We start from the raw sequence: 24,365 nt of genomic DNA on the forward strand, positions 1-24,365 counted from the left end.
GCTGTCAGCTGAGGTGGAAGCCTCGGTAGTTGTCGGCGACGATTTCGGCGCAGATCTGGCGGTACTGCGGGACGCCGCCGAGGTAGACCATGCACACGCGCGGCTTGCCTTCGATGTTTGCGCCCATGTACCAGGAGTCGGTCTGCGGTAAGAGGGTCTGCTCGGCGATCGCGAGGGTCTGCTCGATCCAGTCGGTCTCCGCCTCGGCGGACGGTTCGATCGTGGTCAGGCCGTCGGCGCGCAGGTGGCTGATGCTGTCCGCGATCCAGTCGACGTGGTCTTCGACGGCCAGCGGGCCGTTGTAGAGGACCGAGGGGCTTTGTGGGCCGGTGACCAGGTACAGGTTCGGGAAGCCGTTAACCATCAGGCCTAGGTAGGTTCGCGGCCCTTCGGACCAGTGCTCCGTCAGTGCCTTGCCGTCGCGGCCGCGGATGCCGAGGCGTAGCACCGGCCCGGTCATCGCGTCGAAGCCGGTCGCGAGCACGACCGCGTCGAACTCGCGGACACCGTCGGACGTCTCGATCCCCTTGGCGGTGAACCGCTCGAGCGGCTCGCGTCGCAGGTCGACGAGCTGGACGTTGGGGCGGTTGAACGTCTCGTAGTAGTTGGTCTCCAGCGGCGGCCGCTTGGTGCCGTACGGATAGCCGGTCGGTGTGAGCAGCTCGGCGATCGCCGGATCGGTGACCCGCTCGCGGATCTTCTCCCGGATGAACTCTGCCGCGGTCTCGTTCGCGACCGGATCGACCAGCAGGTCCTGATAGCTGTCGAGGAACAGCCGGAACCCGCCCTGCGACCAGCGCGCCTCGAACGTCTGGCGCCGTTCGGCCGGGCTCACCGCCAGCGCGGACGGCTGGGACTGCTCGTAGGGGAAGCCGCCGAAGTTCGCCCGGGAGCGCTCGCGCAGCTTGGCGTAGTTGGGTTTGAGTTGCTGCTGCAACTCATGGTCCATCGGTCCGTTGCCGATCGGCGTGGCGTAGTTCGGGGTGCGCTGGAAGACGGTCAGTTCCAGAGCCTGGGCGGCGAGCTCGGGGATCAACTGGGTGCCGCTGGCGCCGGTACCGATGACGGCGACCCGCTTGCCGGTGAAGTCGACGCCCTCATGCGGCCAGGCCGAGCTGGTGTAGACCTCACCCTCGAAGTCGTCGAGTCCGACCAGGCCAGGATCCTTGGCGACCGACAGATTGCCCGCGGCGGCGACGAAGTGCTGCGCGGTGAAGGTGCCGTTGGTCGTGTTGATCGACCAGCCGTCGCCGGTGAACTCGGCCGACTCGACCACGGTGCTGAAGGCGATGTCGCGCCGCAGGTCGAACCGGTCGGCGACGTGGTTGAGGTAGCGCAGGATCTCCGGCTGGCCGGCGAACCGCTCGGTCCACACCCACTCCTGCTGCAGCTCCTCGGAGAACGAGTACGAGTAGTTGAAGCTCTCGATGTCGCAGCGCGCGCCGGGATAGCGGTTGTAGTACCAGGTCCCGCCGACGTCCCCGGCCTGCTCGATCACGCGGACCCGCAACCCGAGCTGGTCGCGGAACTTGTGCAGGGCGTACAGGCCGGCGAATCCGGCGCCGACGACGACCACGTCGTAGTGCTGGGCTGTGCTGGGTGAATCGGTGGGCATCGGCGGATTCCTGCCTCTCGGTGAGCTCTGTTCCGACGACCGTAGGCAGGGTGCGGGAGTGATTCCGCGGTTCTGCGCGGAGTACTGACCGAACAGCCGGCGGGTCTGCCCGCCCGGATCTGCCTGACCAGGCAACCGCTCCCACCGCCTTCGCCAGCAGCTGTCGCGCACAGCTCGTGGACAGTTGTCTCAGATGGCGGGCGATGTTTGGCAGCGCCGGGTGACGTCTGCCATAGTCTCCGCATGCGAATCCCGCTGTGTTGTCGCTGTTGTTGTCGCTGACGCGCGCCGTCTGAGGCGCACGAGGCCCTGCCCTTTTTCACAGGCCCGCCCGCCGACACCAGCCACACAGGATTCCCGCGATGAAACTCTCCGCTCTGTCCGACCTCCTTGCCGCCCGCGGTCTGCGACTGCTGCCCGGCTCCCACCCGGTGCCCGTCGAGCTGCTCGTTCAGTTGCCCGATGCAACGATCGCGCGGTTCACCGCCCGCGGTACGACGCTGCGCCTGCGGCACTACTCCCCCGACGCCCTGACGTCGATCACGATCGCCCCCGAATGCGGCTGCGGTGACCACCACCCGCAGACCGGCCCGGACCGCGTCACCCTGAGCGCCTTCGCGCAGCCGCTGTCCGAGCACGTCCTGGACGGCGAACTGGTCTTCGGCTGGACCGGCTACGAGGCCGGCGCCCTCCGCCTCCCCGACGCCCTCCCCCACTTCTTCACCCTGCTCCCCCTCCTGGAGCCCACCCGCACCCTCGTCAGCGTCGCCTGAGCCTGACGGCTTTCAGCTTCGGGCCGCGATGGCTTGGGCGAGTTTTAGGCGGGCTTGTTCGTAGGGGTTGGCTTGTTGGGGGTAAGAGACGCTTGGGCCGGCTTCGTCGAGGACTGCGGGGACGATCTGGTCGACTGTTTGGTCGGCTAGGTGGTGGAGGCCGAGGTTGCGGGCCATGGTCAGGTACAGGTGGTCCTGGATGCCTCGGCGGAAGTTGGCCAGCTGGATCGTGGAGATGGGGCCGGCGATGCCTCGGTCCTGGTCGGGGTAGATGAGGTCTTCGCCGGGGTACATCAGGACACCGTCGCCGTTGGCCCACCAGCCGCGTTTGTTGTAGAAGGTGACCGGGTCGAGCCAGACGTTCTGGTTGCGCTCGCGGCCTGGCAGGACCTGCCGATTGTGGCGCCAGTGGTTGGTGTGCCAGTAGAAGTACGTCGAGACGTTGTGCTTGAACGCGGCCCAGAGGTTGGCGCGTGGGTCGGTGGCCGGTGACTCGATCACCACCGAGCCGACGTTCGGGCGCTGACCGTTGTAGAACCACATGTCCCGGCCATCCTTGCGAAGCGTCGCAGCGGCTTTGGAGTCGTACAGGTCGGCGACGGTCGCCCAGATGTCGATCGCCTTGTCCGGCCCGTCCAGCGCGGCGTCGTAGGCGTGCGTGGTGAAGATCGGCAGGGGCGCGCCCGATGCCCGGACGGCCGAGGACAGCGAGCGGATGTAGTCGTAATCCTCGGCGCTGGGCTCGTCAGGCATGTAGACGAAGGTCTTCTTGCCCGGCAGGTTCTTCGACAGCCAGTCAGTCCAGAGCGGAGCGTTGGCCTTCGCCTTCTCAGGGGTGTCGAAGTCGGGCTCCGGGCCGTAGAAGGTGTGCGGGATCAGGGTGTTCCCAACGCCTTCGCCAGGGCCTTCGTACCCGTTCGACTTCGTGAAGTCCGTACCGGTGAAGCGAGACCGGGCAGCGGTGGCGGTAGCGATGTCATAGGCATCCACGAACTCGACCCGGTGGCGATGGGCGAAGCGGTGGAACACCGGGTCCAGATTGCGGCCGTACCGCAGCTCGACCTGCGAACTCTCGAAGTAGAACATCGCGTCGATGCTGTTCTCGTCAGGCAGCGTGAAAGGAAAGACCGTCAGCTCGACCGGCACCATCCGGACCTGATCATCGGCGCGTACCTCGATGCGACCGCGGTAGACGCCCGCCGGTGCGCGCCGCGGAATGTAGATGTCGAACCAGAAAGCCTGATTGCGAGCGGCCGGTACGGCGAGCGGGAATCCACCCTGCGCCGCGTTCTCCGGGACGAGCTGGACCGGCTTGGGTCCCAGCGGATCCGGCGGTTCGGCCGGTGAGTCGCGCAGGTAGATCCAGTCGGCGTTGGACCGCTCGGCAATGGTCATGTACCGCTCGGAGAAGACCTGGATCTGCCGACCGACCGTGTCCGTCGGATCCGCCACCGGCGGCGCATACCGGATCACTCCCGACCCACCGACCTGCCGCAGGATCGGGAGCCGAACGGACAGAGCGCCGATGCCTGCCGCGCCGGCCTCCGCGACAAGCTGAAACGCGACCACCTCGTTGCGCGCCCCGAAGGTCCGGGCAGTATGGCCGTCCCACGCGCTGTTGCGACGCTTGTGAGGATTCGCGAGGTCGTCGGCTTCGACCTTCTCGCCGTCACTCACCGCCCACAACGCAGCAAGTGGCTTGGCGTGCGGCTTCACCACCAGTGGCACCGCCGCCGAGAGGCTCGCCGCGAACAGCGATCGGCGGGACAGCGCCAGCCGCGTCACTGCGCCGGCACAGTTTCGGGTAGCGGGACCGACGGAGTAGAGGTCGCCACGTAGATCAAACCGTCGTACTCCCGGGTCAGCAGCGTCGGCGTGAACTGCATCCGGTACGTCCAGCGCTGCACGTACGCGCCAAAGCTCCGGAACATCTGCGGCTCGGCCAGCCACCGCTTCACCGGCTCCGGCGCGTCCTCGGAACCACGCAGGTTCAGCCAGTGATCACCCGGACTCGCCGCCGCCAACTGACCTTCCAGCGCATTGAAGCCACCCCGATCGATGCTGTTGGCAACGACCGGACCGTCCATCGGCCCCGGCCACGGACCGGGCCGCAGCCGCCGAGCGCGAAACGCACCAGAGCCGAACAACAGCGCCAACGCGTAGTACTCCGCCCCGAACCGCTCCCGCAAATGCTGTCCCATCGGCCGTAGCTCGGCGGATTGGCGGCTGGCGGCGAGATGGCCGTTGTGCGCCCACACCGCGATCCGCCGCTTCGGATCCTCGTCGGCCAGCCGCCCGATCGCCTCGGCCATGTAGGCATCCCGGACCGCGAACAACGTCTCCGCCGGATCCTTGTTCTCCTTCGCCCGGCACACCAGGTCGCCGGCCCGCTCGAGAATCCGCGCATGGTTCAGCACATCCGCGTCGGCGCCCTTGGCCTCCAGGAACGGAATCAGCTGCTGAGCCTCCCGCACCACCAGCCGGTCCTTGTCCGGCGCCGAGCCCGGCTGGGCATCAGACAGATATCCGAACCCCTCGTCGAACGCTGCCAGCCGGTCAGGCACCGACGAGGCCAGGAACTCCCGTACCGCCGCGACCGACGCCGAGCACCGCTGCGGGTCGATCCCCGCGAAGCGAACCTGCTCAGCCGCCGGCCGTCCCGAGTTATAGGTCCGCATCCACTCGACCAGCGCGACGACCTCCTCGGTTTGCCAGGTCCAGAAGCCGAGCCCAGCCACCGCGGTCGCCGCGTCGCCGACACCATCGCGCACATACGCGTCGACGGCCGGCGCGGCCGATTCGCTCGCCTCCATCGCCAGCACGGAGTACCCGAGCTCGGTGACCAGGTACTCGAAGAGGCGGTGCTTCAGCTGGAAGAACTCGCGGGTGCCGTGGGTGGCCTCCCCCATCCCGAGCACCCTCACGTCGCCCAGCGCCTCGCCCAATGGGGCCAGATCCTCGGTGGAGGACCCCGCGACCAGGCTGGTCAGCGGGCGCGCAGTACCGGACAGCCACTGCTGGATCTCGGGGAAGCTTTCGTTGGGCACGGAAAAAGCCTATCCAGCCGACCGGAGACACGGACTCTTGAATAAGTAACACGCATGGTTTAACTTACACGCACCCTTACTCCTGGGCCCGCCACCTGGAGGTTCCTGTCATGTCTTCAAGACGCCTGCTAGCGGGTCTGTTGCCCGCTCTCCTGCTGGGCGGCGCGCTCGTCGCGACCCCCGCGCACGCGGCAACCATGTATCCGAGCGGGGTCGGCGCCGACCTCGGTGCCACTCCGACGACGCTGGGTGTGAAGCCGTCCGCCGGCGCGGATCCGGCCGGTCTGCGGACCGGTACGGAGCAAGGCCGTACGTTCTGGCGCACTGACCAGGCCGCCGACACCAGCTACTTCACCTTCGATGTCGACGGCGACTACGTCGGCGAGCTGAACACCGACGACGTCGTGGTCACCGTGACCTATCTCGACAGCGGCACGGGCACTCTGCAGCTCCAGTACGACGCGGCCGCCGACCCAGCCGCGCACGCCGACAACGTCCAACTGAAGAACACCGGCACCTGGCAGACCGGTACGTTCGCGCTGAACGACATCGAATTCGCCAACCGCCTCGGTGGCGGCGACCTGCGGTTGCAGGGCAGCGAGGACATCACCGTCGCGGGTCTGCGGATCAGTACTGCGGGAGCGACCGTCGACCTCGGCGCGTCCCCGGCCCAGAACGGCATCACCCCGCGGCCTGGTGACCGTGGGGAGAACCTGATCACCGGCGTCCAGGACGGCCGGTCCTACTGGCAGACCGACCGGACGGCGCCGTCGCCCGGGATGAACTTCTTCTACCTGAACGTCTCGGACACCTACCTCTACGACAACCGCAACCTCGTGCTGGTCAGCATCGACTACTTCGACGAGGGCAACGGCCAGTTCGGGCTGCACTACGACTCCCCTGGCACGACGATCCCGGAGATGTTCAAGAACTCGCCGGTCGTCACCTACGGCAACACCAAGACCTGGAAGACCTACACATTCGCGCTGACCGACGCGATCATGACGAACCGGTCCAACGGGTCGGACTTCCGGATCCACATCGGTGACGGCGCGGTCGACCTGAAGGTCGCCGCGGTTCGGGTGGCGAAGGTCGCTACCGTTCTCGACGTCACCGAAGGGCTGAACGACCTCATCGACGAGGCGGCCCGGGTGCAGAAGGCCGCGCGGGAAGGGTCGCGCGACGGCCAGTTCCCGGTGGGAAGCCGCGCGAGCTTCCTGCAGGCGATCAACGACGCCCGGACGGTCGCCACGGCGCCGGGCGTCACCGACGTACAGGTGAAGGCGGCGCTGCAGGCTCTGCAGACGAAGCTCAATGCCTTCAACGCCTCGATCGTCGACACCAACTTCGCCGCAACCGGTACTGCGAGCGCCAGCAGCGGCGCCAACGCGGGGAACGTCAACGACGGCAACCATCAGAGCACCTGGACGAGCGGTCCCGGAGACTCCTGGTTGCAGCTGGATCTGGGGACGAAGCGTGCGGTCAACGACGTCCGGGTCGAATGGGGTCCGGTCTCCTCGCCCGACTACACCGTGCAGGTCTCGGATGACGGCGTTGCGTTCACGACGATCGGCAGGACTGGCTCGCCGGGTGCCAACCAGTTCAGCAAGACCCGCTTCGCGACCGTGCAGGCTCGGTATGTCCGGGTCGCCCTGACCGGTGCCGACAACTACACGGTGAAGGAACTGCAGCTGCGCGAGTCGCCGGTCGTGGTGCCCAAGCCGAAGCTGGTCGACACCGGCAACCCGACGGAGGACCTGGTCGTCGCCGACTTCGACGCGACCGAGTTCGGCGCGGACCGTACCGGCGTGAAGGACTCGACGAAGGCGATCCAGAACGCCATCTACGCCTGCGTCGACGCGGGCGGCGGCACGATCTGGCTGCCTGCGGGCAAGTACCGGGTCACCGACACCGTCGAGGTGCACGCGTTCTGCACCCTGCGCGGCGACCGTCGAGACCCGGACAAGCCCGGTAATCACCACGGCGACTACGGCACCACCGTCATCGCGGACATTGCCTCAGGCAACGATGGCCCGGCGTTGTTCCGGATCGGTGGCTCGGCCGGCGTGATCGGCGTGACGACGTACTACCCGCGCCAGAGCGCCACGACGCCGATCCCGTACGGCTACACCTTCGAGATCCCCGGCGGCGCGTGGATCGGCAACGAGAACTACATGATGTCGACCGTCTCCGACGTCACGATGCTCAACTCGTACCGCGGGATCGGGATCAGCACCTTCCCCAACGACCACGGCAACGCGCCGAGCTCCGGCCAGGTGCACGAGTCGACGACGATCCGCAACATCCGGGGAACCGCTCTCTTCGAAGGCGCCCGCGCCTACAACGGCGCCGACGTCGGCACCTGGGAGAACGTGACCTTCAGCAACGCGTACTGGGCGGCGGCGCGCGACTTCGACCCGCCGGCCCGCGCGACGCTCGACGCCTGGACCCGGGCCAACGGCACCGGCCTGGTGCTCGGCGACCTCGAGTGGGACCAGTTCCACAAGATCACGCTCTCCGACTACAAGGTCGGCATCCACGTCGTCGCCGGGCAGCGCGCGCAGTTCACCGGGAGCTTCCTGCAGCCCGATGTCCAGCGCACCGGTACGGCGCTCAAGGTCGACGTGATGGACGACCGGTGGGGTCTCACCCTGGCCGGCGGCCGTCTCGAGGGCGACCAGGGCATTCAGAACGACTCCCGCGGCTATGTGAAGGTCACCGGCACGACAGTGACCGGGACGGTCGCGGGGATCGTGCACCGGATGGCCGGAGTCGCTCCGACCTATACAGCCAGAGCACTCCCCAGCCCGGCGGAGGATGCCCTGTACGTCGCGGACGCACCGCACGGGGTCGGCTACCTCCCGGCGGCGGACGCGACGAGCGCAGTACAGAAGACCCTGGACAAGGCCGGTCGTGCGGGCGGCGGGATCGTCTATCTCCCGGCCGGCTGGTACCGGATCAGCACGCACCTCACCATCCCCGCGAAGGTCGAGTTGCGCGGCGCATCTGCTGTCCCGAACCGCGATCAGGGCGGTAACAGCGGAGGTACGGTCCTGCACGCCTTCGAGGGACGGGCAACGGCCGCTCCCGACACGGCAACCGCGCTGCTCACTTTGGATGGCAAGAAGTCCGGCGTCCGCGGGCTGCGGGTCTTCTATCCCGAGCAGAACCCGGGCAAGGCCGAGGGCGTCGTTCCCTACCCGTACGCCGTGCGCGGCAAGGGCGCCTCGACCTACGTCATCAACGCCGGGTTCCCGAACGCATGGAACGGCGTCGACTTCACGACGTTCCGCAACGACGGGTTCGTGGTCCGCAAGATCGCCGGCGCCTTCTTCGACCACGCGATCGCCGTCGGCCGCAGTACCGGCGGGCGGATCGAGGGGGTGCTGTCGAACGGCAACGCGGTCACCCGGATCGGCTACCAGCAGCCGAACTGGATGAACGAGGGCAGCATCTTCGAGCTGGTGATCGACAAGTACATGCGCAAGACGGCCAAGATCGTCACCGTCGACGGCGCGACCGGCCTGACCCTGTTCAACGTGTTCGCCTACGGGTTCCACGACGGGCTGGTCGTCAACGACGGCCAGGTCGACGCGTTCAACCTGGGTACCGACAACCTCGGCGGCGACGGCTTCACGGTGAAGGTGGTCAAGGGTGACGTCGAGGCGACCAACCTGGCCCGCTACAACGGCGCGACCAGCACCGGGCCGGTGACGCTGCACAACGTGATGGTGATCAACGTCGTCCAGCGGCACGTCTCGGTCGCGGCGGCCGGGAACGGTACCGCCACGATCGCCGGGAACGAGTCGGAACCGGGAACGTACGAGGTCGGCGCGCAGGTGACCGTGACAGCCACGGCTGCGTCGGATAGCGTTTTCCAGAACTGGACCGTGGGCGGCGTGGTGGTCTCGACCGACGCGTCGTACTCCTTCGGGGTGACCGCGGACCAGGTACTGACGGCGAACTTCGCACCGAGGTAGAACGACCGAAAGGGCGAGATGTCTGACTCGACGAACACACACCAGGTCGCCATCGTGGGCTGCGGGATCATCGGCCGCACCCACGCCGACACCATCGCGGCCCGGCCGGATGCCTCGGTCACCGCACTGGTCGACGGCGACACCGCTGCCGCCGAAGCACTGGCCGTCCGGCTGAGGGAGGCCGGGCAGCCGGAGCCGAAGGTGTACGGCGATCTCGGTGCGGCCCTGTCGGGTTCGGACATCTCGCTCGTCGCGATCTGCACGCCGAGCGGCACGCACGCCGCGCTCGCCGAGCAGGCGCTCAACGAGAAGAAGCACGTCGTGATCGAGAAGCCGCTCGACGTCGACCTCCCCCGGGCCCGCCGTCTCGGCGCGGCGGCCACCCGGGCGGCCGGCCACGGCGTCGTCTCGTCGGTGATCAGCCAGCACCGGTTCGACCCGGGCAGCGCCCAGGTCTCCGAGGCGATCAAGGCCGGCCGCTTCGGCCAGCTCACCTCAGCCGTCGCGACGGTCGCCTGGTGGCGGAGCGACGAGTACTACGCCTCCGCCGGCTGGCGCGGCACCTGGGCCCAGGACGGCGGCGGCGCACTCATGAACCAGGGCGTCCACACGGTCGACCTGCTGCTGTGGTTCATGGGCCGCCCGGTCAACATCCAGGCCCAGGTGCTCCGCGCGGCCCACCACGAGATCGAGGTCGAGGACACCGTCGTCGCGACCCTGACCTTCGAGAACGGCTCGGTCGCCACCCTGCACGCGACGACAGCGGCTTTCCCCGGCGGCCGCACCCGCGTCTCGGTCCACGGCACAGAGGGCGGCGCGGAGGTCGAGGACGACCTGCTCCGCCGGTTCAACGTGGACGGCTCGAAGGACGACCAGCCCATCGACGCCGAGCGGCCGGGCGGTCACGTTGCGCAGTACGACGACATCTTCAGCGCCATCGGCAACGGCGAACAGCCCGGTATCACCGTCCACGACGCGATCGACGCGCTGGCGACCGTCCGCGCGGTCTACATCGCCTCGACCCTGCAGCGCCCGGTCAGGTTCGTCGACGTCCTCGAAGGCCGCTACGACGACGTCGACGTCAGCCGCGGAATCCGGCTGCCACCGGCCTGACTGTCACACTTCGGCCGTCGGCACAGTCAGACAGGTGACGGTGCCGACGAGCTGAGGATGCTGATGAACGACAACGAGTGGCTGGCCCAGCGGTTCGAGGAGCAGCGGGCGCAACTGCGCGGGGTGGCCTACCGGATGCTCGGATCCGGCGCTGAGGCCGATGACGCCGTGCAAGAAGCCTGGCTACGGCTGAATCGGGCCGGTGCGGAGGGGATCGACAACCTCGGTGGCTGGTTGACGACTGTGGTGTCGCGGATCTGTCTGGACCAGTTGCAGGCCCGGCGGGCGCGGCACGAGCGGTCGCTCGACGAGGCGCCGCCCGCACTCGGTGCGGTCGATCCGGAGCGCGAGGCGCTGCTGGCTGATTCGGTCGGGGTTGCGTTGCTGGTTGTACTGGAGACGCTGACTCCGGCCGAGCGGCTGACGTTCGTGTTGCACGACCTCTTCGCGGTGCCGTTCGAGGAGATCGCGCCGATTGTGGACCGTACGCCGGTCGCGGCCAGGCAACTCGCCAGCCGGGCTCGCCGCCGGGTTCAGGGCCGGACGGTGGTCGCCGAGGCCGATCAGGTCGCTCAACGCGAGGTCATCGAAGCCTTCCTGGCTGCTGCCCGTGAGGGTGACTTCGAGGCGTTGCTCGAGGTGCTCGACCCCGAGGTGCTCGTCCGCACCGACATCGGCGGAGTCACCCGCGCGATCCGCGGCGCGAAGAGTGCCGCTAGTGGTGCGCTCGCTGCGGCGGCAGCCAGTGCGCCGTCTGCTCACCTGGCGTTGGTGGACGGCGCTGTCGGGTTCGTGGTCGCACCCGCGGGCCACCTGGAACGAGCCATCCGCTTCACGATCGACGGCCGCACGATCCGCGAGATCGACATCGTGACCGATCCGGCCCGTCTGGAGCAGCTGGACCTGGCGGTACTCACGGTGTGATCAGGGCTTGGTGCCGGGCAGCCTGGTGTTGAGGATGCGCTGGAAGAGGTGGCAGTCGCGCCAGGCGCCGTCGATGTGGAGATAGTCGGGAGCGGTGCCGATCTGGCTGAAGCCGGCCTTCCTCAACACCTTCTGCGAGGGCAGGTTGTGGGTGAGGGTGCTGGCCTCGATCCGGTGCAGGAGCAGTTCCTTGTCGGCGGCCTCGGCCACTGCCTGTACTGCGATCGTCGCGAGGCCCTTGCCCAGCATGTCGGCGTCGATCCAGTAGCCGAGGCTCGCACTCCGGAACGGGCCGGGCACGATGTCGGTCAGCGTCATCGCGCCCACCACCCGGTCGCCCTGGAACAGGAACCAGGGCACGACCTCAGCCCGCTGGTAGCGCTCGAGCTGCTGGCCGAGCCGGTCAACCTGGCCGGCCGTGGTGAACCAGCGGTCCGACCGGACCGGTTCCCACGGCTTCAGGTGCTCGCGATTGCGGACCTGCGCCTCGGCGAAGGCGGCGGCATCGTCAAGCGTCGCCACTCGCATCTCGACATCGTCAGTGAGGGGTCTGTCCAGGGTCACTTCGGCAGCCTACGAGCCTGGCTGGAACCTCCGACCCGCGGGGTGAAGGCGTCGTGGAAGATCGTCGAGGCGGCGCCGACCGCGGCCGCGTCGGCCTGCAGCATCGACTCCTCCACCGCGACCGTCCGGGTGCCTTTCGCGATCGGGTGCGAATTCACCGCCCGGCTGATTTCGGAAAGGAACACCCCGGCGATTTCCTTTTCGAACGCCGGGCCGCCGAGCACGATCAAATCGATATCGAGTAGATCGACCAGGCCGACCGCACCCTGCGCAATCACCGATGCGACCTGGGTGACCGCCTTCTGGGCCGCGGCGTCACCGTTCGCGGCGGCTTTGCAGACCGCTTTGTAGCGCTTTGCCTCGTCGTTCGCGCTGCTGTCGGTCTCGACATATCCGAAGCCGGCCGCGATCACCGGCAGCCCGGCGGTCGGATTGCATTCGGCCATCATCTTCGGGCCGGTCTGCTCGTCCCACTCGCCCATCTTCAGCGCGCACAGCTGGCCGAACTCGCCGGCGTTCGCGGTCAGCCCGCGATAGATCGAGCCGTTCAGGATCAGGCCGCTGCCGACCCCGCTGCCGACGTACAGGTAGGCGAAGTCGCGGGCCCGCGCGGAGCGGCCGATCCAGCGCTCGCCGATCGCCGCCGCGGTGCCGTCCTTCTCGACCAGGACCGGGTGGTTCAGCTTGCCCTGCAGGAGGTGCCGGATCTTCAGTCCACGCCAGGCCGGCTGCAGCGGGAGGTCGAGCAAGGTGCCGTCGGCGTTGATCGGCCCGGGCACCGCGACCCCCACGCCCAGCATGGAGTTCACGTCCACCTGGCTGATGCTCAGGGCCGCTGTCACGGTCGCCGCCGCCAGGTCGACCAGGCGGACCGCGTCGAGATCGGCCGGCAGGTCGACCGTCTCCCGGCGCACGATCGTGCCGTCCAGATCGACCACCGCGACGGTGAGCAGCTCGGGGTCGATGTGGATGCCGACGGCATGGGCCGCGTTCGAGCGCAGCCGCACCGGAGTACGGGGTTTGCCGAGCCGCTCGGCGCGCTCCTGCGCCTCCTCGACGAGCAGTCCCTGCTGCAGCAGGACGCGCAGGATCCGCGACACCGATTGCTGGGTCAGCCCGGTCCGCCGGGAGATCTCCGTCCGGCTGATGATGCCGGCCAGCCGGATCGTCTCGATGATCACGGCCTCGTTGAAGGAGCCGAGGTCGTACTGGTTCGCACCGGAACGCGTCGGCTCGTCGAGCACCGCCGAGTCAGTCTCTGGCGTGACCATCGCCCACCTCCTCTGTCTGCATTACTTTCCCCGTTCACCGAATTCCGCCCCGAACTAGCCGAGATCGTACCCCGCAGCCCTCGCCAGGCCGGTCAGGTATTCCAGGTTCGCCGCCGTTCTTTCGGCCAGTGGCAAGGCGACGGAGAAATCCTCGACCGTCACCCAGCTGGCGTAGCCGGCCACGGCCAGTGCTTTGAAGAATTCCGCCAGGTCGGCCCGCCCTTCGCGCAGCGGCACCCATTTCGGTTCCCACCGCAGGGTGCCGTCGTTTTGCACGCCGGAGAGGTGAAATGCCACGTTTTTGACGTGTACGTGCGCAAGGTACTCACCGAGCAGGTCGAGCGCGTGGGCCGGCTCCTCCCAGCCTTCGATCACCGTGTTGCCGATGTCGTGCAGCACCCCGACGTACCGTGGATCGAGCCCCTCCACCAGCCTCCGCGCCGCGGACGCGCTCGCGGTCAGGCTCTCGTGGTGCAACTCGAGCAACGCCCGTACGCCGTGATGCCGGGCGCGGCCCTCGAGCCACTCCCAGTCAGCCCGGTACGCCGCGAACGCCTCCCGATACGACTGGCCCTTCTCCGTGTTCACTCCGAGGAAGCGGACCTGCCCGGCGTCGAGCGCAGCCGCCGCGGCCAGCATCCGCTCGGCGTCCTCACGCTGCCTCGGCGTCACATACCCACCGAGCGCAGGCATCGCCAACCCGGCCGACTGGGTGACCGAGCGGATGTCGCCGAGGTGGGCCTCGAGTCCGGTCAGCGGCCACGTCGCGCGGTTCCCCGCCCAGAACGTGGGCCGCGACGACTCCACCGGGTCCGTGATCCGCCACTCGATCCCGTGCCAGCCCTGCTCGGCCAGGATCTTCGCGGCCTCCTCAGGAGCCCACTCCGGCGTCGAATCGGTGAACACGGCGAACTTCACGGCGCCTCCAGGGCCCCGTCGATACGCCGTACGCCGGCCGCCCACTCGTCATGCCCGGACAACTCCGCCGGGTACTGCGCGGCCGCCTCGAGGTCGATGTCGATGCCCCAGCCCGGAGTCTCGTTCGGCCGCAGCCAGCCGTCCTCGATCCGCAGCGTGCCCGGGAACACCTCATGGGTGGCGTCGTTGTAGATGTGCCCCTCTTGGATGCCGAAGGCAACAGAACTGACGTCGAGCGCGACATTGGCCGCGGCACCGATCGGCGAGGTGTCCCCCGGCCCGTGCCAGGCGGTCTTCACTCCGCACAGCTCAGCGAGATCCGCGACCTTGCGTGCCGCGGTGAGCCCGCCGATGTCGGAGACGTGCGAGCGGATGAAGTCGACGCCACCGTCGCGGACCAGCCGTACCGCGTCGCCCATCGACGTCGTCAGCTCACCGACCGCCAGCGGCACCGGCGACGCGGCCCGGACCTCCGGCAGTCGATCCCAGTGCTCCGGCGGCAGGACGTCTTCGAGGAAGAACAGCCGGTACGGTTCGAGCGACCGGGCGAGCAACACGGCTTCCTTGGGCGTCAGCCGCGAATGCACGTCATGCAGCAGCTCGATGTTGTCCGGCAACGACTGACGAGCCGCGGCGAACAGGTCGGGCGTAGTACGGAGGTAGTCGCGCGCGCTCCAGCCGTTGCGGTAGGGCGCTTCCGGGTAGAGCGTCGCGAGTCGCGGAGCCCCGTACCCGCCGCCGCCCGGCGTGGACACCTGCAGCCGGATGTGGCGCCAGCCCTGCGCGACGAACTCCTTCGCCTGCTCCAGCGTCTGCTCGATGGTGATGCCGCCGGCGTGGATATAGGTGTCGGCCGCGGCGCGGACCTTGCCGCCGAGCAACTCGTAGACCGGCATGCCGGCCCGCTTGCCCGCGATGTCCCAGAGCGCCTGGTCGATACCGGAGATGGCGTTGTTGGTGACCGGTCCGCCGCGCCAGTAGCCGGAGAACCCGGCCAGTCGGACCAAGTCGCCGATGTCGCCCGGGTACCGGCCGATCAGCAGCCGGGCGAGGTGCTCGTCGACGAAGGTCTTCACGGCCTTCCAGCGTTGCGTGAAGGTGGCGCAGCCGAGTCCGTACAGGCCTGGCTCGGTGGTGTCGATCTTCACCACCACCAGGGGGATGCCCTGCGGCGCAGTGACGATCGCCTGCACCGCGCGGATCCGGATGTCGTCGCGGACCGGCCAGGGCTGGGCGAAGGTGGCGGGGGTCTCGTGCGCCATTCAGGTCTCCAGAGTTTTGGTGGGGAGGTCGAGCTCGTGGCGAGCCTGGAAGCCGAGCACGGTCCGGATCGCGGTCAGGTCGATCGGTACTTCGCGCCCGACGAACCGCCGCAGGCGCGGCACGCCGGGCGCGTACTTGTCGAGCAGAGCCTCGGTCTCGTACGGCGCGTTGGTGGTACTGGCCGCGGCGAAGAAGACGTGGGCGCCGGACAGCTTCGCCGTCAGCCCCAACTCGATCGCGTACGCCGCGTCGCGGGTGTCGAGGTAGGACCAGCCCTCCCGGACGCCCGGCGCCGGATCTTCGACGAAGCCGTTCGCGACCCGCTCGAGCACCTCGGCCGAGTTCACATGCGGGAAGCGGAACGCGACCACGTCGATGCCCCAGCGGCGCCAGGCCATCCGGCAGGTGTTCTCGTCGTTCTGTTTCGACAGGGAGTACCAGTCGGCGACGTCGGCCGGAATCTTCTCGTCGAGCGGGTAGTAGGCCGGCCGGATATCGGCCGGGTTGAACGGCACGCCGAACGCATTGATGCTGCTGGCGACGACCGCCCGCTTGATCCCGGCCGCGCCCGCCTGGGCCAGCACGTTGAAGGTCGACACGACATTGGTGGTGTAGACCTCGTACGGCGTACCGGCCGACGGGTGCGCCAGAGCGGCCAGGTGGACGACGGTATCGACGCCGTCGAGCGCCTTCGCCACGTCGTCCTCCGACCTGGTGTCGCCGATCACGATCCGGTCGGCCTTCAGCTCGTCATGCTCGACGAGCTCCATCGCTGTCACCAGCGCGCCGAGCTCCGTCAGATGACGTGTGGTGACCAGGCCTATCCGGCCCGCCGCGCCCGTGACGAGGACGCGGCGACCATTGAGAGAAGACGTCATTCCTTGATTCCTCCTGACATCCCGACACCGCGCAGGAACTGCTTCTGGAAGATCAAGAACAGCACCACGGGGATCAGGACCGCCAGGAACAAAGCGCTCATCTGCAAGGAGAGATCAGTCGTCTTCTGGACCCGCGGCAGGGCGACCGAGATCGGCTGCAGCTTCGGATCGGGCAGCACCAGCAGCGGCCAGAGGTAGTCCTTCCACGAACCGATCACGGTGAGCAGTGCGACCACTCCGATGATCGGCTTCGACATCGGCAGGATCAGAGCCGTGAACAGCCGCAGGTTGCTGGCCCCGTCGATCCGCGCCGCCTCGATCAGCTCGCGCGGGATCGCGTCGAAGTACCGCTTCATCACCAAGATGTTGAACGCGCCGGCCGCTTGTGGCAGCCAGACCGCCCAGAACGTGTTCTGCAGGTTCCAGCCGAACACCGGCATCTTGAGGATGGTCAGGTACAGCGGGACCAGCGAGATCACGCCAGGCAGGAACAACGTGGCCAGCACCAGGCCGGTGATCACGGGTCCCCACTTCGGGCGCAGCACGCTGAGCACGAAGGCGCCCGTCGTACAGACGAACAACGTGGACAGCAGCGAGCCGATCGCGATGATCGCGGTGTTGCCCAGGTACGAGCCGATCTGGACCTGGTTCCACGCGTCCGGCACGTTGTGCCACTGGATCCCACTCGGCCACAACTGCATCGGCCCGCGCAGGATGTCCTGGCTGGTCGACAACCCGGACTTCAGCAGCCACAGCAACGGGCCGACGCCGGCGATGACGACGCCGATGAACAGCAAGACCTGGATGATCGGCAGCCCGTACCGGACCAGCGGCCGGCGCCGGTCCATGGACGAGATGATCCCGCGCTCGGGCGCCTCCGCCGTCATGTCGTGCTCCAACGTCTGGTGAGGAAGTGGTAGACGACCGACAGCACGCACAGCACCAGCGCGAGCAGCACGCTGAGCGCCGTGGCGGCACCGAAGTCGCCGTTGATGAACGCGTACCGGTAGATCAGCAGCAGGATCGTGGTGGTCGCGTTGTCCGGGCCGCCGCCGGTGAACAGGAACGGCTCGGTGAAGACCTGGAACGTCCCGATCAGCTGCAGCAGCATCATGATCAGGATGATTCCGCGGATCTGCGGGATCGTGACGTGCCAGACCCGGCGCCAGATCCCGGCGCCGTCCAGCTCGGCCGCCTCGTACAGCTCGTTGCGTACGCCGGTGAGCGCCGCCAGGTAGATGATCGAGGTGGCCCCGGCGCCGGCCCAGGTCGCCTCCAGCACGATCGCCGGCATCGCCAGGTTGGGCGAGTTCAGCCAGGCGTACGGGCCGAGGCCGAACCAGCCGAGGATCGCGTTGAAGACACCGGAGCCGGGGTCGTAGAAGTACTTCCACAACAGGATCGCGACCACCGGCGGGACGACCGCCGGCAGGTACGAGATCACGTTGTAGAGCCACCCGGTCTTGCGCAGTTCGCTGATGAAGACCGCCAGGAACAGCGGCACCGGGAAGCCGAAGATCAACGCCAGCAGGGCGAAGTACAGGGTGTTGATCGTTGCTTGCGGCAACTGCGGGTCGGTCAGCACGTAGCTGAAGTTGGACATCCCGACCCACTCGGCCGGGGTGACCAGGTTGGTCTTCTGCAACGACAGCACCAGCCCGCGCACGATCGGGCCCCAGGAGAAGTACAGGAAGGTCAGTACCAGGGGCAGCGCGAAGACGATGGCGCTCAGCCCGCCGGAGCGAAACCAGGTGGTCAGGCTCCGGCCGGACTGCGCGGTCGTGCGTGGGGCGGCGGGGGTTCTCGTCAGGACAGCCATCGGACTACCTGGACAAGCGGGCGTCGATCTTCGAGGAGGCTTCGGAGAGTAACTTGTCGATGTCCGCGTCCTTCTTGGTCAGCACCTGCTGGACGACCGGGTCGAGCAGCGCGTAGACCTCCTGGCCCTTGTTCGACGGCTCGGGCAGCAGCTTGAGCGTCTTGGTCGAGTCGATGTAGCCCTGGAACTGCTTCACCGGCACGTTGTTGTAGGGCTCACGCCACTTGTTGTACTGGTCGTAGGTCGCCTGGCTCAGCGGGGTGACCCCGGGACGGCCGACGAAGCCCTTGTCGGAGATCGCGTTCTTGGCGTCCTGGACGGCCAGCGCCTCGGACGTGTACTTGTCGAACTCCTGCGACTTGATCCACTTCAGCGCGGCGACGATCTCGTTCTTGGTCGACTTCGGGTTGATCATCTTGATCGAGCCACCGGTCAGCGTGCCGAACGGTCCGCCGTCCTGCGGCAGCGCGCCCTCGCCGAAGTCGGCGGGCTTCATGCCGAAGTTCTTCACCGCCATGTCGTAGGCGTCCGGCGCCTGCATGATCATCCCGATCTTGCCGGCCGCGAAGTCCTGGCGCGCCTCCTCCTGGTTGTAGAGGAAGTTGGTGCCCATCGTGTTGTCGATCCAGCGCATGTCCTTCAGCAGCTGCAGCGCCTTCTTGGTCGGCGCGTCGTTGAAGACGCTCTTCTTGCCGTCGTCGCTCTGGACCTTGCCGCCCATGCTGTAGGTCATCGTGGTGAGCATCCAGCCACCGGTGTTGTCCTTGGTCAGCTGCGCGTAGCCGGCCTTGCCGGTCTTCTCGGTGATCTGCTTGGCGTACTGCCGGACCTCGTCCCAGGTCGTCGGCGGCTTGTCCGGGTCGAGGCCGGCCTGCTTGAACAGCGCGCGGTTGTAGGCCAGGCCGACCGAGAACGCCTCGAACGGGACGCCGTAGATCCGGCCGTTGGCGTCCTGGACCAGCTTGAGCGTCTCGGGGTTGAGGTCCTTGGTCATGTCGACGAGCTTGAGCTCGTCGGTGATGTCGGGCAGCTGCTTGTTCGGGATCATGTTCAGCGGCTCGGTGAAGCTGATACTCATCACGGTCGGGAGCGAGCCACCTGCCACCTGAGCTTGGAAGGTCTGCGGGTCCCACGACGTCTCGGTCGACTTCACCGTGATGTTCGGGTGTGCGTCGGTGAACTTCTTGACGTTGCGCTCGAAGGCGGCGACGTCGGCCGGCTTGTCCGGCTTGGGCTTGTTCCCCACCGTGATGGTGACGGGTGCGTTCTCGTCGATCGCGCCGCCGCTACTACTCGCCGACGGGTCGGTGCCGTCCGCGCAGGCTGCCGTCGCCAGCAGCAGGGCGGCCGACGCACACGTCGCGGCAAACCGTGCCGTTCTCGTCATCGGAACTCCTCAGGTTTCCGGGTACACCCCTGCGTACCGGGCGGTCCAGGGGTGTGGTCTGGGCCACAGAAGCCCAATTTCGAGTAAGTTAAACCATGCGTGTTACTTTATCAATCCCCGGGCTGATCACGGTTCGGGAGAAGATGGCGAGGTGTTGATCAGACCGGCGACAGCCGACGACCGCGGGTTCCTGGAGCAGATGCTGCTCGAGGCGTACAACTGGGACGGCCAGCCCCGCTTCACCCTGGAGCAGCTGTCCGGCGAAGACCACGCCTGGCGACTTCGGAGTCATCGCCGAAGACGGCGGTCCGGTCGCCGCCGCCTGGGCACGCCTACTAACCGCAGCCCGCCCCGGCGTGGAACTGCGGCGCGGCCGACCGCCAGGCCATCAATGGGCGGCCGCTGTGGGTGGAGCTCGGCGCGGCGAGGCTGCCTGGCCTGCGTTTGATGGCCTGGCGGTTGGCGGGTCGGTCAGGCGGTGCCGGTGGCGATGGGGCGGTCGGGGTCGGTGATCCATTCGGACCAGGAGCCGACGTAGACGGCGGCTCCGATGCCGGCTACTTGGAGGGCCAGGGCTTCGTGGGCTGCGGTTACGCCGGAGCCGCAGTACGCGCCGACCGCCGTCGAACCGTCGGCGCCCAGGGCGGTGAAGCGGGCCTGGAGGTCGGCTGCGGGGAGGAAATGGCCGTCGGGGGTGACGTTGGCGGTGGTGGGGGCGTTGACGGCGCCGGGGATGTGGCCGGCGACCTTGTCGATCGGTTCGGTTTCGCCGGCGAAGCGTTCGGGGGCGCGGGCGTCCAGGAGGACACCGGTGGAGGCCAGTTTGGCGGCGCTCTCGGCGTCGAGCATCGGGACGTGGCCGGGCGAGGCGGTGAAGGTGCCGTTGCCGTCCGCGGGTACGTCGGTGGTGACCTCTCCCCCGGCAGCCCGCCAGGCCGCGAAGCCGCCGTCGAGAACACGGACGTCGCGCACACCGAAGTACCGGAAGATCCACCAGGCGCGGGCGGCAGCCATCGAGTTCGCGGCGTCGTAGACGACCACCGGGGTGTCCTCGCAGACACCGGCCCGGCGCAGCGCCGCCTCGACAGTTGTTGCTGAGGGCAACGGATGGCGTCCGCCGTCGCCGGGCGGGCCGGCCAGCTCGGCGTCGAGGTCGACGTAGTACGCGCCGGGGAGGTGACCGGCTGCGTAGGCGTCGCGACCGGGAGGCGCGGGCGGGCCGGACGGTACCGAGAGGTTCCAGGTGACGTCGATCAGTACCGGCCTGGTGGTAGCCGCGAGCAACGAGTCGGCAGAGATCAGCGGGTTCACAGTGCGCCTCCGAACGGGAGTACCTCGGGTGACAGGGTGGCACGAGCACGCGCGGCAGTCAGCCGGCGCCGGTGATGGCGACGGCAGAGCACCTCGTAGGCGACCTGGGCCGCGTTGGTGACCATGTCCCCGACGACCAGTTGCTCGCCTTCGGTGACCATCTCACCACCGACCGTACGGGCGTTGTGGGTGGCACGCTCACCGCACCAGCACAACGCCTCGACCTGCAACAGCTCCATCCGGTCGGCCAGCTCGACCAGCCGGGCCGAGCCGGGAAACAGAGTCGCCCGGAAGTCGGTCAGGATGCCGAAGCAGAAGACATCGATCTGCAACTCGTCGACCAGCCGGGCGAGCTGATCCACCTGCTCCGCCTGGTAGAACTGCGCCTCGTCGGCGACCACGTAGTCGATCCGCCCACCCTGGGTCAGCTCGTCGACGACGTACTGCCAGAAGTCGAAGTCGGGTTTGACCTCGATCGCCTCGGCCTCCAGCCCCAGCCGCGACGACAGTACGGACTCGCCGGCCCGGTCGTTGCTGGTGAAAATCCTCCCCAGCCGCCCACGGGCCGCGTGGTTGTGATCCATCTGGAGCGCCAGCGTCGACTTGCCGCAGTCCATGGTCCCGGTGAAGTAGAGCAGCTCAGCCACGAGCGCTCATCCTGCCAAAGTCGCCTGCCGGGCAGGTATGCCGGGGTGCGTCGGCTTTTGTTCTGCGGGGTCGGCGGGGTCTACTTGGGCGTGCGCAAAGCTCTGGTTCTGGTTCTTACGGTGTGGCTGACTCTCGCTGGTACGGCCGTTCAGTCGATGGCGGCTCCACTGCGGGTCGAGGCGGGGCTGCGTGCGTACTTCGTGATCACCGCGCCCAAGCAGACCGCAGCAGTGGCGGCCGGGGTAGCGGCCAACGCGGGGACCATCTACGCGGCGTACGACGCCATCGGCGTGCTTGTCGTGCACTCGGCCAACGCCGGGTTCGCCGGCGCGATGCGGACGGTGAAAGGTGTGCAGAAGGTCGGGGCGACCCGTACGTCGGATCTCCCGCCCGCCGTCGCCAATCCGGCGATCCCGCCGGCGCCGGTCGAGCATCCGGACAACGCGCCCGACCAGGTCCGGCCCGATATGGCGATGATCGGCGCCGACAAGGCCTGGGCGGTGAACCCGGGATCGAAGTCGATCACCGTCGGCGTGCTCGACACCGGCGTCGACGACCAGCACCAGGATCTGAAGGCGAACTTCGACGCGAGCAAGTCGGCGTCCTGCGCCTACGGCAAGGCCGACATCAGGCCGGGTGCCTGGAGGCCGGTCGCCGAGCACGGCACCCACGTCGCCGGCACGATCGCCGCAGCCAAGGACGGCAAGGGCATGACCGGCGTCGCGCCGGGTGTGAAGGTCTCGTCGATCCGGGTCGCCGAGCCCGAGGGGCAGCAGCTGTTCTTCCCCGAGAACACCGTCTGCGCGTTCGTCTTCGCCGCCGACAAGGGCGTCTCGGTCACCAACAACAGCTACTACGTCGACCCGTGGATGTTCCTCTGCCCGACCGACCCCGACCAGGACGCGATCCAGGAAGCGGTACGCCGCGCTGTCGCGTACGCCGACTCCAAGGGCGTCGTGAACGTCGCCGCCGCGGGCAACGAGAACACCGACCTCGCCAACAAGACCACCGACTCGAGCAGCCCGAACGACTCGACTCCCGCCGCCCGCTCCGTCACCACCCAGTGCATCAGCCTGCCGACCGAGCTGCCGGACGTGATCGTCGTCTCCGCGCTCAGCCCGCAGGGAACCAAAGCGAGCTTCTCCAACTACGGCGAAGGCAAGATTAAGATCGCGGCGCCCGGCCAGGACGTCTACTCGACCGTCCCAGGCGGCGGATACCAGTCTCTGGACGGTACGTCGATGGCGTCGCCGCACGTGGCCGGTGTGGCCGCGTTGCTCCGCAGCGCGAATCCCAAGCTGACGCCCGAGCAGGTGCGCGCCAGACTCGCCGCGCAGGCCGATGACATCGCTTGCCCGGCGGCAGCAGGAGCTGTCTGCAAGGGACCCGACACGCTGAACTCGTTTTACGGCGAGGGCCTCGTCGACGCGGCCAAAGCTGTCGGCGCGTCGAGCAAGGCACCGGCGTCAGGCGTGACCATCACCAAGCCTGGCGAGCAGATCGGGTTCGGCGGCGCACCCGCGGTTCCCTTGCTGCTCAAGGGGATGAGCAGCGAGGGCTCGATCAGCTACACCGCCACCGGCTTGCCGCCCGGCCTCAGCATCGACCGCGAGCGCGGCTGGATCGTCGGCGTCCTCACACCGGGTGCGGGGCGGTACAAGGTGACCGTGACAGCCAGGGACGCGGACGCGAAGACCGCGGAAGCGAGCTTCTACTGGAACGTGTGGAGCTTCTAGCCCGCGTCGATCAGCAGCGGGATGAGCATCTCGTCGTCGGTGAGCGATCCGTGCAGGCCGATCAGTCCGGCCTCCTGCGGATAACGTCGGCCGGCGACCAGCGCGATCGGTCCCAGTGAGGCGACGATGACGTCGCCGAGCCGTGGCTCGACTCGCTCCTCGACCTCGCCGAACCAGCCGCGTCCGACCGCTTCGTCCCGGCTGAGCACGAGGGCTTTGTCACCCACGCGCTCCCGGTAGGTCGCCAGTACGTCGTCAGCCGCGCCGTCGACGCAGTACAGGTGCCTGAAGCGGGACTCCCCGCCGATGACGCGCACGCCATCCGTCAGCGCCGGCTCGGAGTCGAGGTCGACCCGGTTCTCGGGGGCGACGTCGATCATGCCGTGATCGGCGACGACGACCAGTACTGCGTCACGCGGCAACGCCGACCTGACCTGGCTGGCGAAGGCGTCAGCCGCAGCGAGCTCCTTGCGCCACTGCCACGACTCACTCCCCTGCCCGTGCCCGGTGTAGTCGAGTTGCGAGTCGTAGACGTAGACGAGCGAGGAAGAGCCTTCGCGGCTGGCGAATCGGGTCGCGTCGAGGCGGTCCTCGATGGTGTCGGCGCCGCGATGCTTGCTGCCCCGGAACGCTGCCGCGGTCAGTCCGGAGCTGTCGAAACGCGCCTTGCTGACGTTACGAGTCGCGACACCAGCCGCTGCGACCCGCTCGAACACGGTCTGATGCGGTTGCCAGCGGCGTGGGTCGACCGGAGCGTCCCACTGCAACGCGTTCAGCAGCGCACCCGTCTCGGGCACGATCGACGTGTAGCCGACGATTCCGTGCGCGCCCGGTGGGAGTCCGGTGCCGAGGCTGGTCAGGCTTGCGGCCGTCGTCGACGGGACTCCGGCGGTCAGGCTGCGGGCGGCCAGCGACGAGAGATAGGGCGCCGTCTCCGCGTTGCGGCGGAGGAGGTTCCAGCCGAGGCCGTCGAGGAGCAATACGGCGTACCGGGGTGAGGGTGGCAAGTCGAGCACGTTCTGCTCGCCGGGGACCGCGAGGGCACCGGCAACGGAGGGCAGCACGTCTGCGAGGGACCCGCCGCCGTATGCAGGGAGGACGGGCGTCGGGTCGGCCAC

20 protein-coding genes are annotated in these 24,365 nt (G+C 68.1%); 6 read left to right on the top strand and 14 right to left on the bottom strand.

The annotated features are described in order from the left end of the window. Nucleotides 1–4: 4 nt before the first annotated feature. Entirely contained in the window at nucleotides 5–1,615 is a 1,611-nt protein-coding gene (locus ABD768_RS02615) for a flavin-containing monooxygenase (protein ID WP_344836880.1), read from the bottom strand. A gap of 362 nt (nucleotides 1,616–1,977) precedes the next feature. On the opposite strand from ABD768_RS02615, the gene ABD768_RS02620 reads away from it, so the two are divergent. Beyond that, nucleotides 1,978–2,388 (top strand): hypothetical protein, encoded by a 411-nt coding sequence (locus tag ABD768_RS02620; protein ID WP_344836883.1) that lies wholly within the window; start codon nucleotides 1,978–1,980, stop codon nucleotides 2,386–2,388. Nucleotides 2,389–2,400: 12 nt separating this feature from the next. On the opposite strand, the gene ABD768_RS02625 is transcribed toward ABD768_RS02620, so the two are convergent. Together ABD768_RS02625 and ABD768_RS02630 are read right to left on the bottom strand one after the other, a co-directional pair. Further along, nucleotides 2,401–4,173 (bottom strand): DUF4091 domain-containing protein, encoded by a 1,773-nt coding sequence (locus ABD768_RS02625; RefSeq protein WP_344836886.1) that lies wholly within the window; start codon nucleotides 4,171–4,173, stop codon nucleotides 2,401–2,403. After that, entirely contained in the window at nucleotides 4,170–5,435 is a 1,266-nt protein-coding gene (locus tag ABD768_RS02630) for an erythromycin esterase family protein (protein WP_344836889.1), read from the bottom strand. Before ABD768_RS02630 ends, ABD768_RS02625 begins: the two co-directional genes overlap by 4 nt. A 110-nt stretch (nucleotides 5,436–5,545) precedes the next feature. Between ABD768_RS02630 and ABD768_RS02635 the strand changes: the two genes are divergently transcribed. The 3 genes from ABD768_RS02635 (at nucleotide 5,546) to ABD768_RS02645 (ending at nucleotide 11,452) form a co-directional block, all read left to right on the top strand. Beyond that, complete coding sequence (locus ABD768_RS02635) at nucleotides 5,546–9,415, top strand: glycosyl hydrolase family 28-related protein (RefSeq protein WP_344836891.1); 3,870 nt, start codon at nucleotides 5,546–5,548, stop codon at nucleotides 9,413–9,415. Nucleotides 9,416–9,433: 18 nt separating this feature from the next. Continuing rightward, the gene (locus tag ABD768_RS02640) at nucleotides 9,434–10,528 is read left to right on the top strand and encodes a Gfo/Idh/MocA family protein (protein ID WP_344836894.1); all 1,095 of its coding nucleotides are present in this window, start codon (nucleotides 9,434–9,436) and stop codon (nucleotides 10,526–10,528) included. Between the two features lie 63 nt (nucleotides 10,529–10,591). Continuing rightward, entirely contained in the window at nucleotides 10,592–11,452 is an 861-nt protein-coding gene (locus tag ABD768_RS02645) for a sigma-70 family RNA polymerase sigma factor (RefSeq protein ID WP_344836896.1), read from the top strand. Here ABD768_RS02645 and ABD768_RS02650 read toward each other — a convergent pair whose 3' ends face one another. Genes ABD768_RS02650 through ABD768_RS02685 form a run of 8 tightly spaced genes read right to left on the bottom strand, consistent with a single transcriptional unit; the run spans nucleotide 11,453 to nucleotide 19,552 of the window. Next, the gene (locus ABD768_RS02650) at nucleotides 11,453–12,016 is read right to left on the bottom strand and encodes a GNAT family N-acetyltransferase (RefSeq protein ID WP_344836899.1); all 564 of its coding nucleotides are present in this window, start codon (nucleotides 12,014–12,016) and stop codon (nucleotides 11,453–11,455) included. Continuing rightward, complete coding sequence (locus ABD768_RS02655; protein WP_344836901.1) at nucleotides 12,013–13,287, bottom strand: ROK family transcriptional regulator; 1,275 nt, start codon at nucleotides 13,285–13,287, stop codon at nucleotides 12,013–12,015. Before ABD768_RS02655 ends, ABD768_RS02650 begins: the two co-directional genes overlap by 4 nt. 54 nt (nucleotides 13,288–13,341) lie before the next feature. Continuing rightward, nucleotides 13,342–14,205 (bottom strand): sugar phosphate isomerase/epimerase family protein, encoded by an 864-nt coding sequence (locus ABD768_RS02660; protein WP_344836904.1) that lies wholly within the window; start codon nucleotides 14,203–14,205, stop codon nucleotides 13,342–13,344. Beyond that, nucleotides 14,202–15,467: an enolase C-terminal domain-like protein gene (locus tag ABD768_RS02665; protein ID WP_343979189.1), complete on the bottom strand. Its 1,266-nt coding sequence runs from the start codon at nucleotides 15,465–15,467 to the stop codon at nucleotides 14,202–14,204. The genes ABD768_RS02660 and ABD768_RS02665 overlap by 4 nt, the downstream gene beginning before the upstream one ends. Beyond that, nucleotides 15,468–16,346, bottom strand: a complete 879-nt coding sequence (locus ABD768_RS02670) for an NAD-dependent epimerase/dehydratase family protein (RefSeq protein WP_344836907.1) — start codon at nucleotides 16,344–16,346, stop codon at nucleotides 15,468–15,470. It lies immediately after the preceding gene. After that, the gene (locus tag ABD768_RS02675; RefSeq protein ID WP_343979183.1) at nucleotides 16,343–17,233 is read right to left on the bottom strand and encodes a carbohydrate ABC transporter permease; all 891 of its coding nucleotides are present in this window, start codon (nucleotides 17,231–17,233) and stop codon (nucleotides 16,343–16,345) included. The genes ABD768_RS02670 and ABD768_RS02675 overlap by 4 nt, the downstream gene beginning before the upstream one ends. Further along, a complete protein-coding gene (locus ABD768_RS02680) occupies nucleotides 17,230–18,165 on the bottom strand; it encodes a carbohydrate ABC transporter permease (RefSeq protein WP_344836910.1) in 936 nt (311 codons plus the stop codon). The genes ABD768_RS02675 and ABD768_RS02680 overlap by 4 nt, the downstream gene beginning before the upstream one ends. A gap of 4 nt (nucleotides 18,166–18,169) precedes the next feature. Then, a complete protein-coding gene (locus ABD768_RS02685) occupies nucleotides 18,170–19,552 on the bottom strand; it encodes an ABC transporter substrate-binding protein (RefSeq protein WP_344836913.1) in 1,383 nt (460 codons plus the stop codon). Between the two features lie 151 nt (nucleotides 19,553–19,703). Here ABD768_RS02685 and ABD768_RS02690 point away from each other — a divergent pair, with 151 nt between their 5' ends. After that, the gene (locus tag ABD768_RS02690) at nucleotides 19,704–20,000 is read left to right on the top strand and encodes a hypothetical protein (protein ID WP_344836916.1); all 297 of its coding nucleotides are present in this window, start codon (nucleotides 19,704–19,706) and stop codon (nucleotides 19,998–20,000) included. 23 nt (nucleotides 20,001–20,023) lie between these two features. Here the strand turns inward: ABD768_RS02690 and ABD768_RS02695 are convergent, their stop codons facing one another. Next, complete coding sequence (locus ABD768_RS02695) at nucleotides 20,024–20,863, bottom strand: sulfurtransferase (RefSeq protein WP_344836918.1); 840 nt, start codon at nucleotides 20,861–20,863, stop codon at nucleotides 20,024–20,026. Then, nucleotides 20,860–21,510 (bottom strand): thymidine kinase, encoded by a 651-nt coding sequence (locus ABD768_RS02700; RefSeq protein ID WP_343979169.1) that lies wholly within the window; start codon nucleotides 21,508–21,510, stop codon nucleotides 20,860–20,862. Before ABD768_RS02700 ends, ABD768_RS02695 begins: the two co-directional genes overlap by 4 nt. A gap of 120 nt (nucleotides 21,511–21,630) precedes the next feature. Here ABD768_RS02700 and ABD768_RS02705 point away from each other — a divergent pair, with 120 nt between their 5' ends. After that, nucleotides 21,631–23,247 carry a S8 family peptidase gene (locus ABD768_RS02705; RefSeq protein WP_344836921.1) on the top strand — a complete coding sequence of 539 codons (1,617 nt, stop codon included), beginning with the start codon at nucleotides 21,631–21,633 and terminating at the stop codon, nucleotides 23,245–23,247. On the opposite strand, the gene ABD768_RS02710 is transcribed toward ABD768_RS02705, so the two are convergent. Next, nucleotides 23,244–24,365 carry an alkaline phosphatase family protein gene (locus ABD768_RS02710; RefSeq protein ID WP_344836923.1) on the bottom strand — a complete coding sequence of 374 codons (1,122 nt, stop codon included), beginning with the start codon at nucleotides 24,363–24,365 and terminating at the stop codon, nucleotides 23,244–23,246. The two genes, ABD768_RS02705 and ABD768_RS02710, sit on opposite strands and share 4 nt — an antisense overlap.

Origin of the sequence: Kribbella ginsengisoli, assembly GCF_039537185.1 — a bacterium.
Lineage (GTDB): Bacteria > Actinomycetota > Actinomycetes > Propionibacteriales > Kribbellaceae > Kribbella > Kribbella koreensis.

Bases quoted from the DNA above. Each gene is read 5' to 3' on its own strand.
- ABD768_RS02615 (WP_344836880.1), bottom strand. From the start codon at position 1,615: ATGCCCACCGATTCACCCAGCACAGCCCAGCACTACGACGTGGTCGTC.
- ABD768_RS02620 (WP_344836883.1), top strand. From the start codon at position 1,978: ATGAAACTCTCCGCTCTGTCCGACCTCCTTGCCGCCCGCGGTCTGCGA.
- ABD768_RS02635 (WP_344836891.1), top strand. From the start codon at position 5,546: ATGTCTTCAAGACGCCTGCTAGCGGGTCTGTTGCCCGCTCTCCTGCTG.
- ABD768_RS02640 (WP_344836894.1), top strand. From the start codon at position 9,434: ATGTCTGACTCGACGAACACACACCAGGTCGCCATCGTGGGCTGCGGG.
- ABD768_RS02645 (WP_344836896.1), top strand. From the start codon at position 10,592: ATGAACGACAACGAGTGGCTGGCCCAGCGGTTCGAGGAGCAGCGGGCG.
- ABD768_RS02655 (WP_344836901.1), bottom strand. From the start codon at position 13,287: ATGGTCACGCCAGAGACTGACTCGGCGGTGCTCGACGAGCCGACGCGT.
- ABD768_RS02665 (WP_343979189.1), bottom strand. From the start codon at position 15,467: ATGGCGCACGAGACCCCCGCCACCTTCGCCCAGCCCTGGCCGGTCCGC.
- ABD768_RS02670 (WP_344836907.1), bottom strand. From the start codon at position 16,346: ATGACGTCTTCTCTCAATGGTCGCCGCGTCCTCGTCACGGGCGCGGCG.
- ABD768_RS02675 (WP_343979183.1), bottom strand. From the start codon at position 17,233: ATGACGGCGGAGGCGCCCGAGCGCGGGATCATCTCGTCCATGGACCGG.
- ABD768_RS02680 (WP_344836910.1), bottom strand. From the start codon at position 18,165: ATGGCTGTCCTGACGAGAACCCCCGCCGCCCCACGCACGACCGCGCAG.
- ABD768_RS02685 (WP_344836913.1), bottom strand. From the start codon at position 19,552: ATGACGAGAACGGCACGGTTTGCCGCGACGTGTGCGTCGGCCGCCCTG.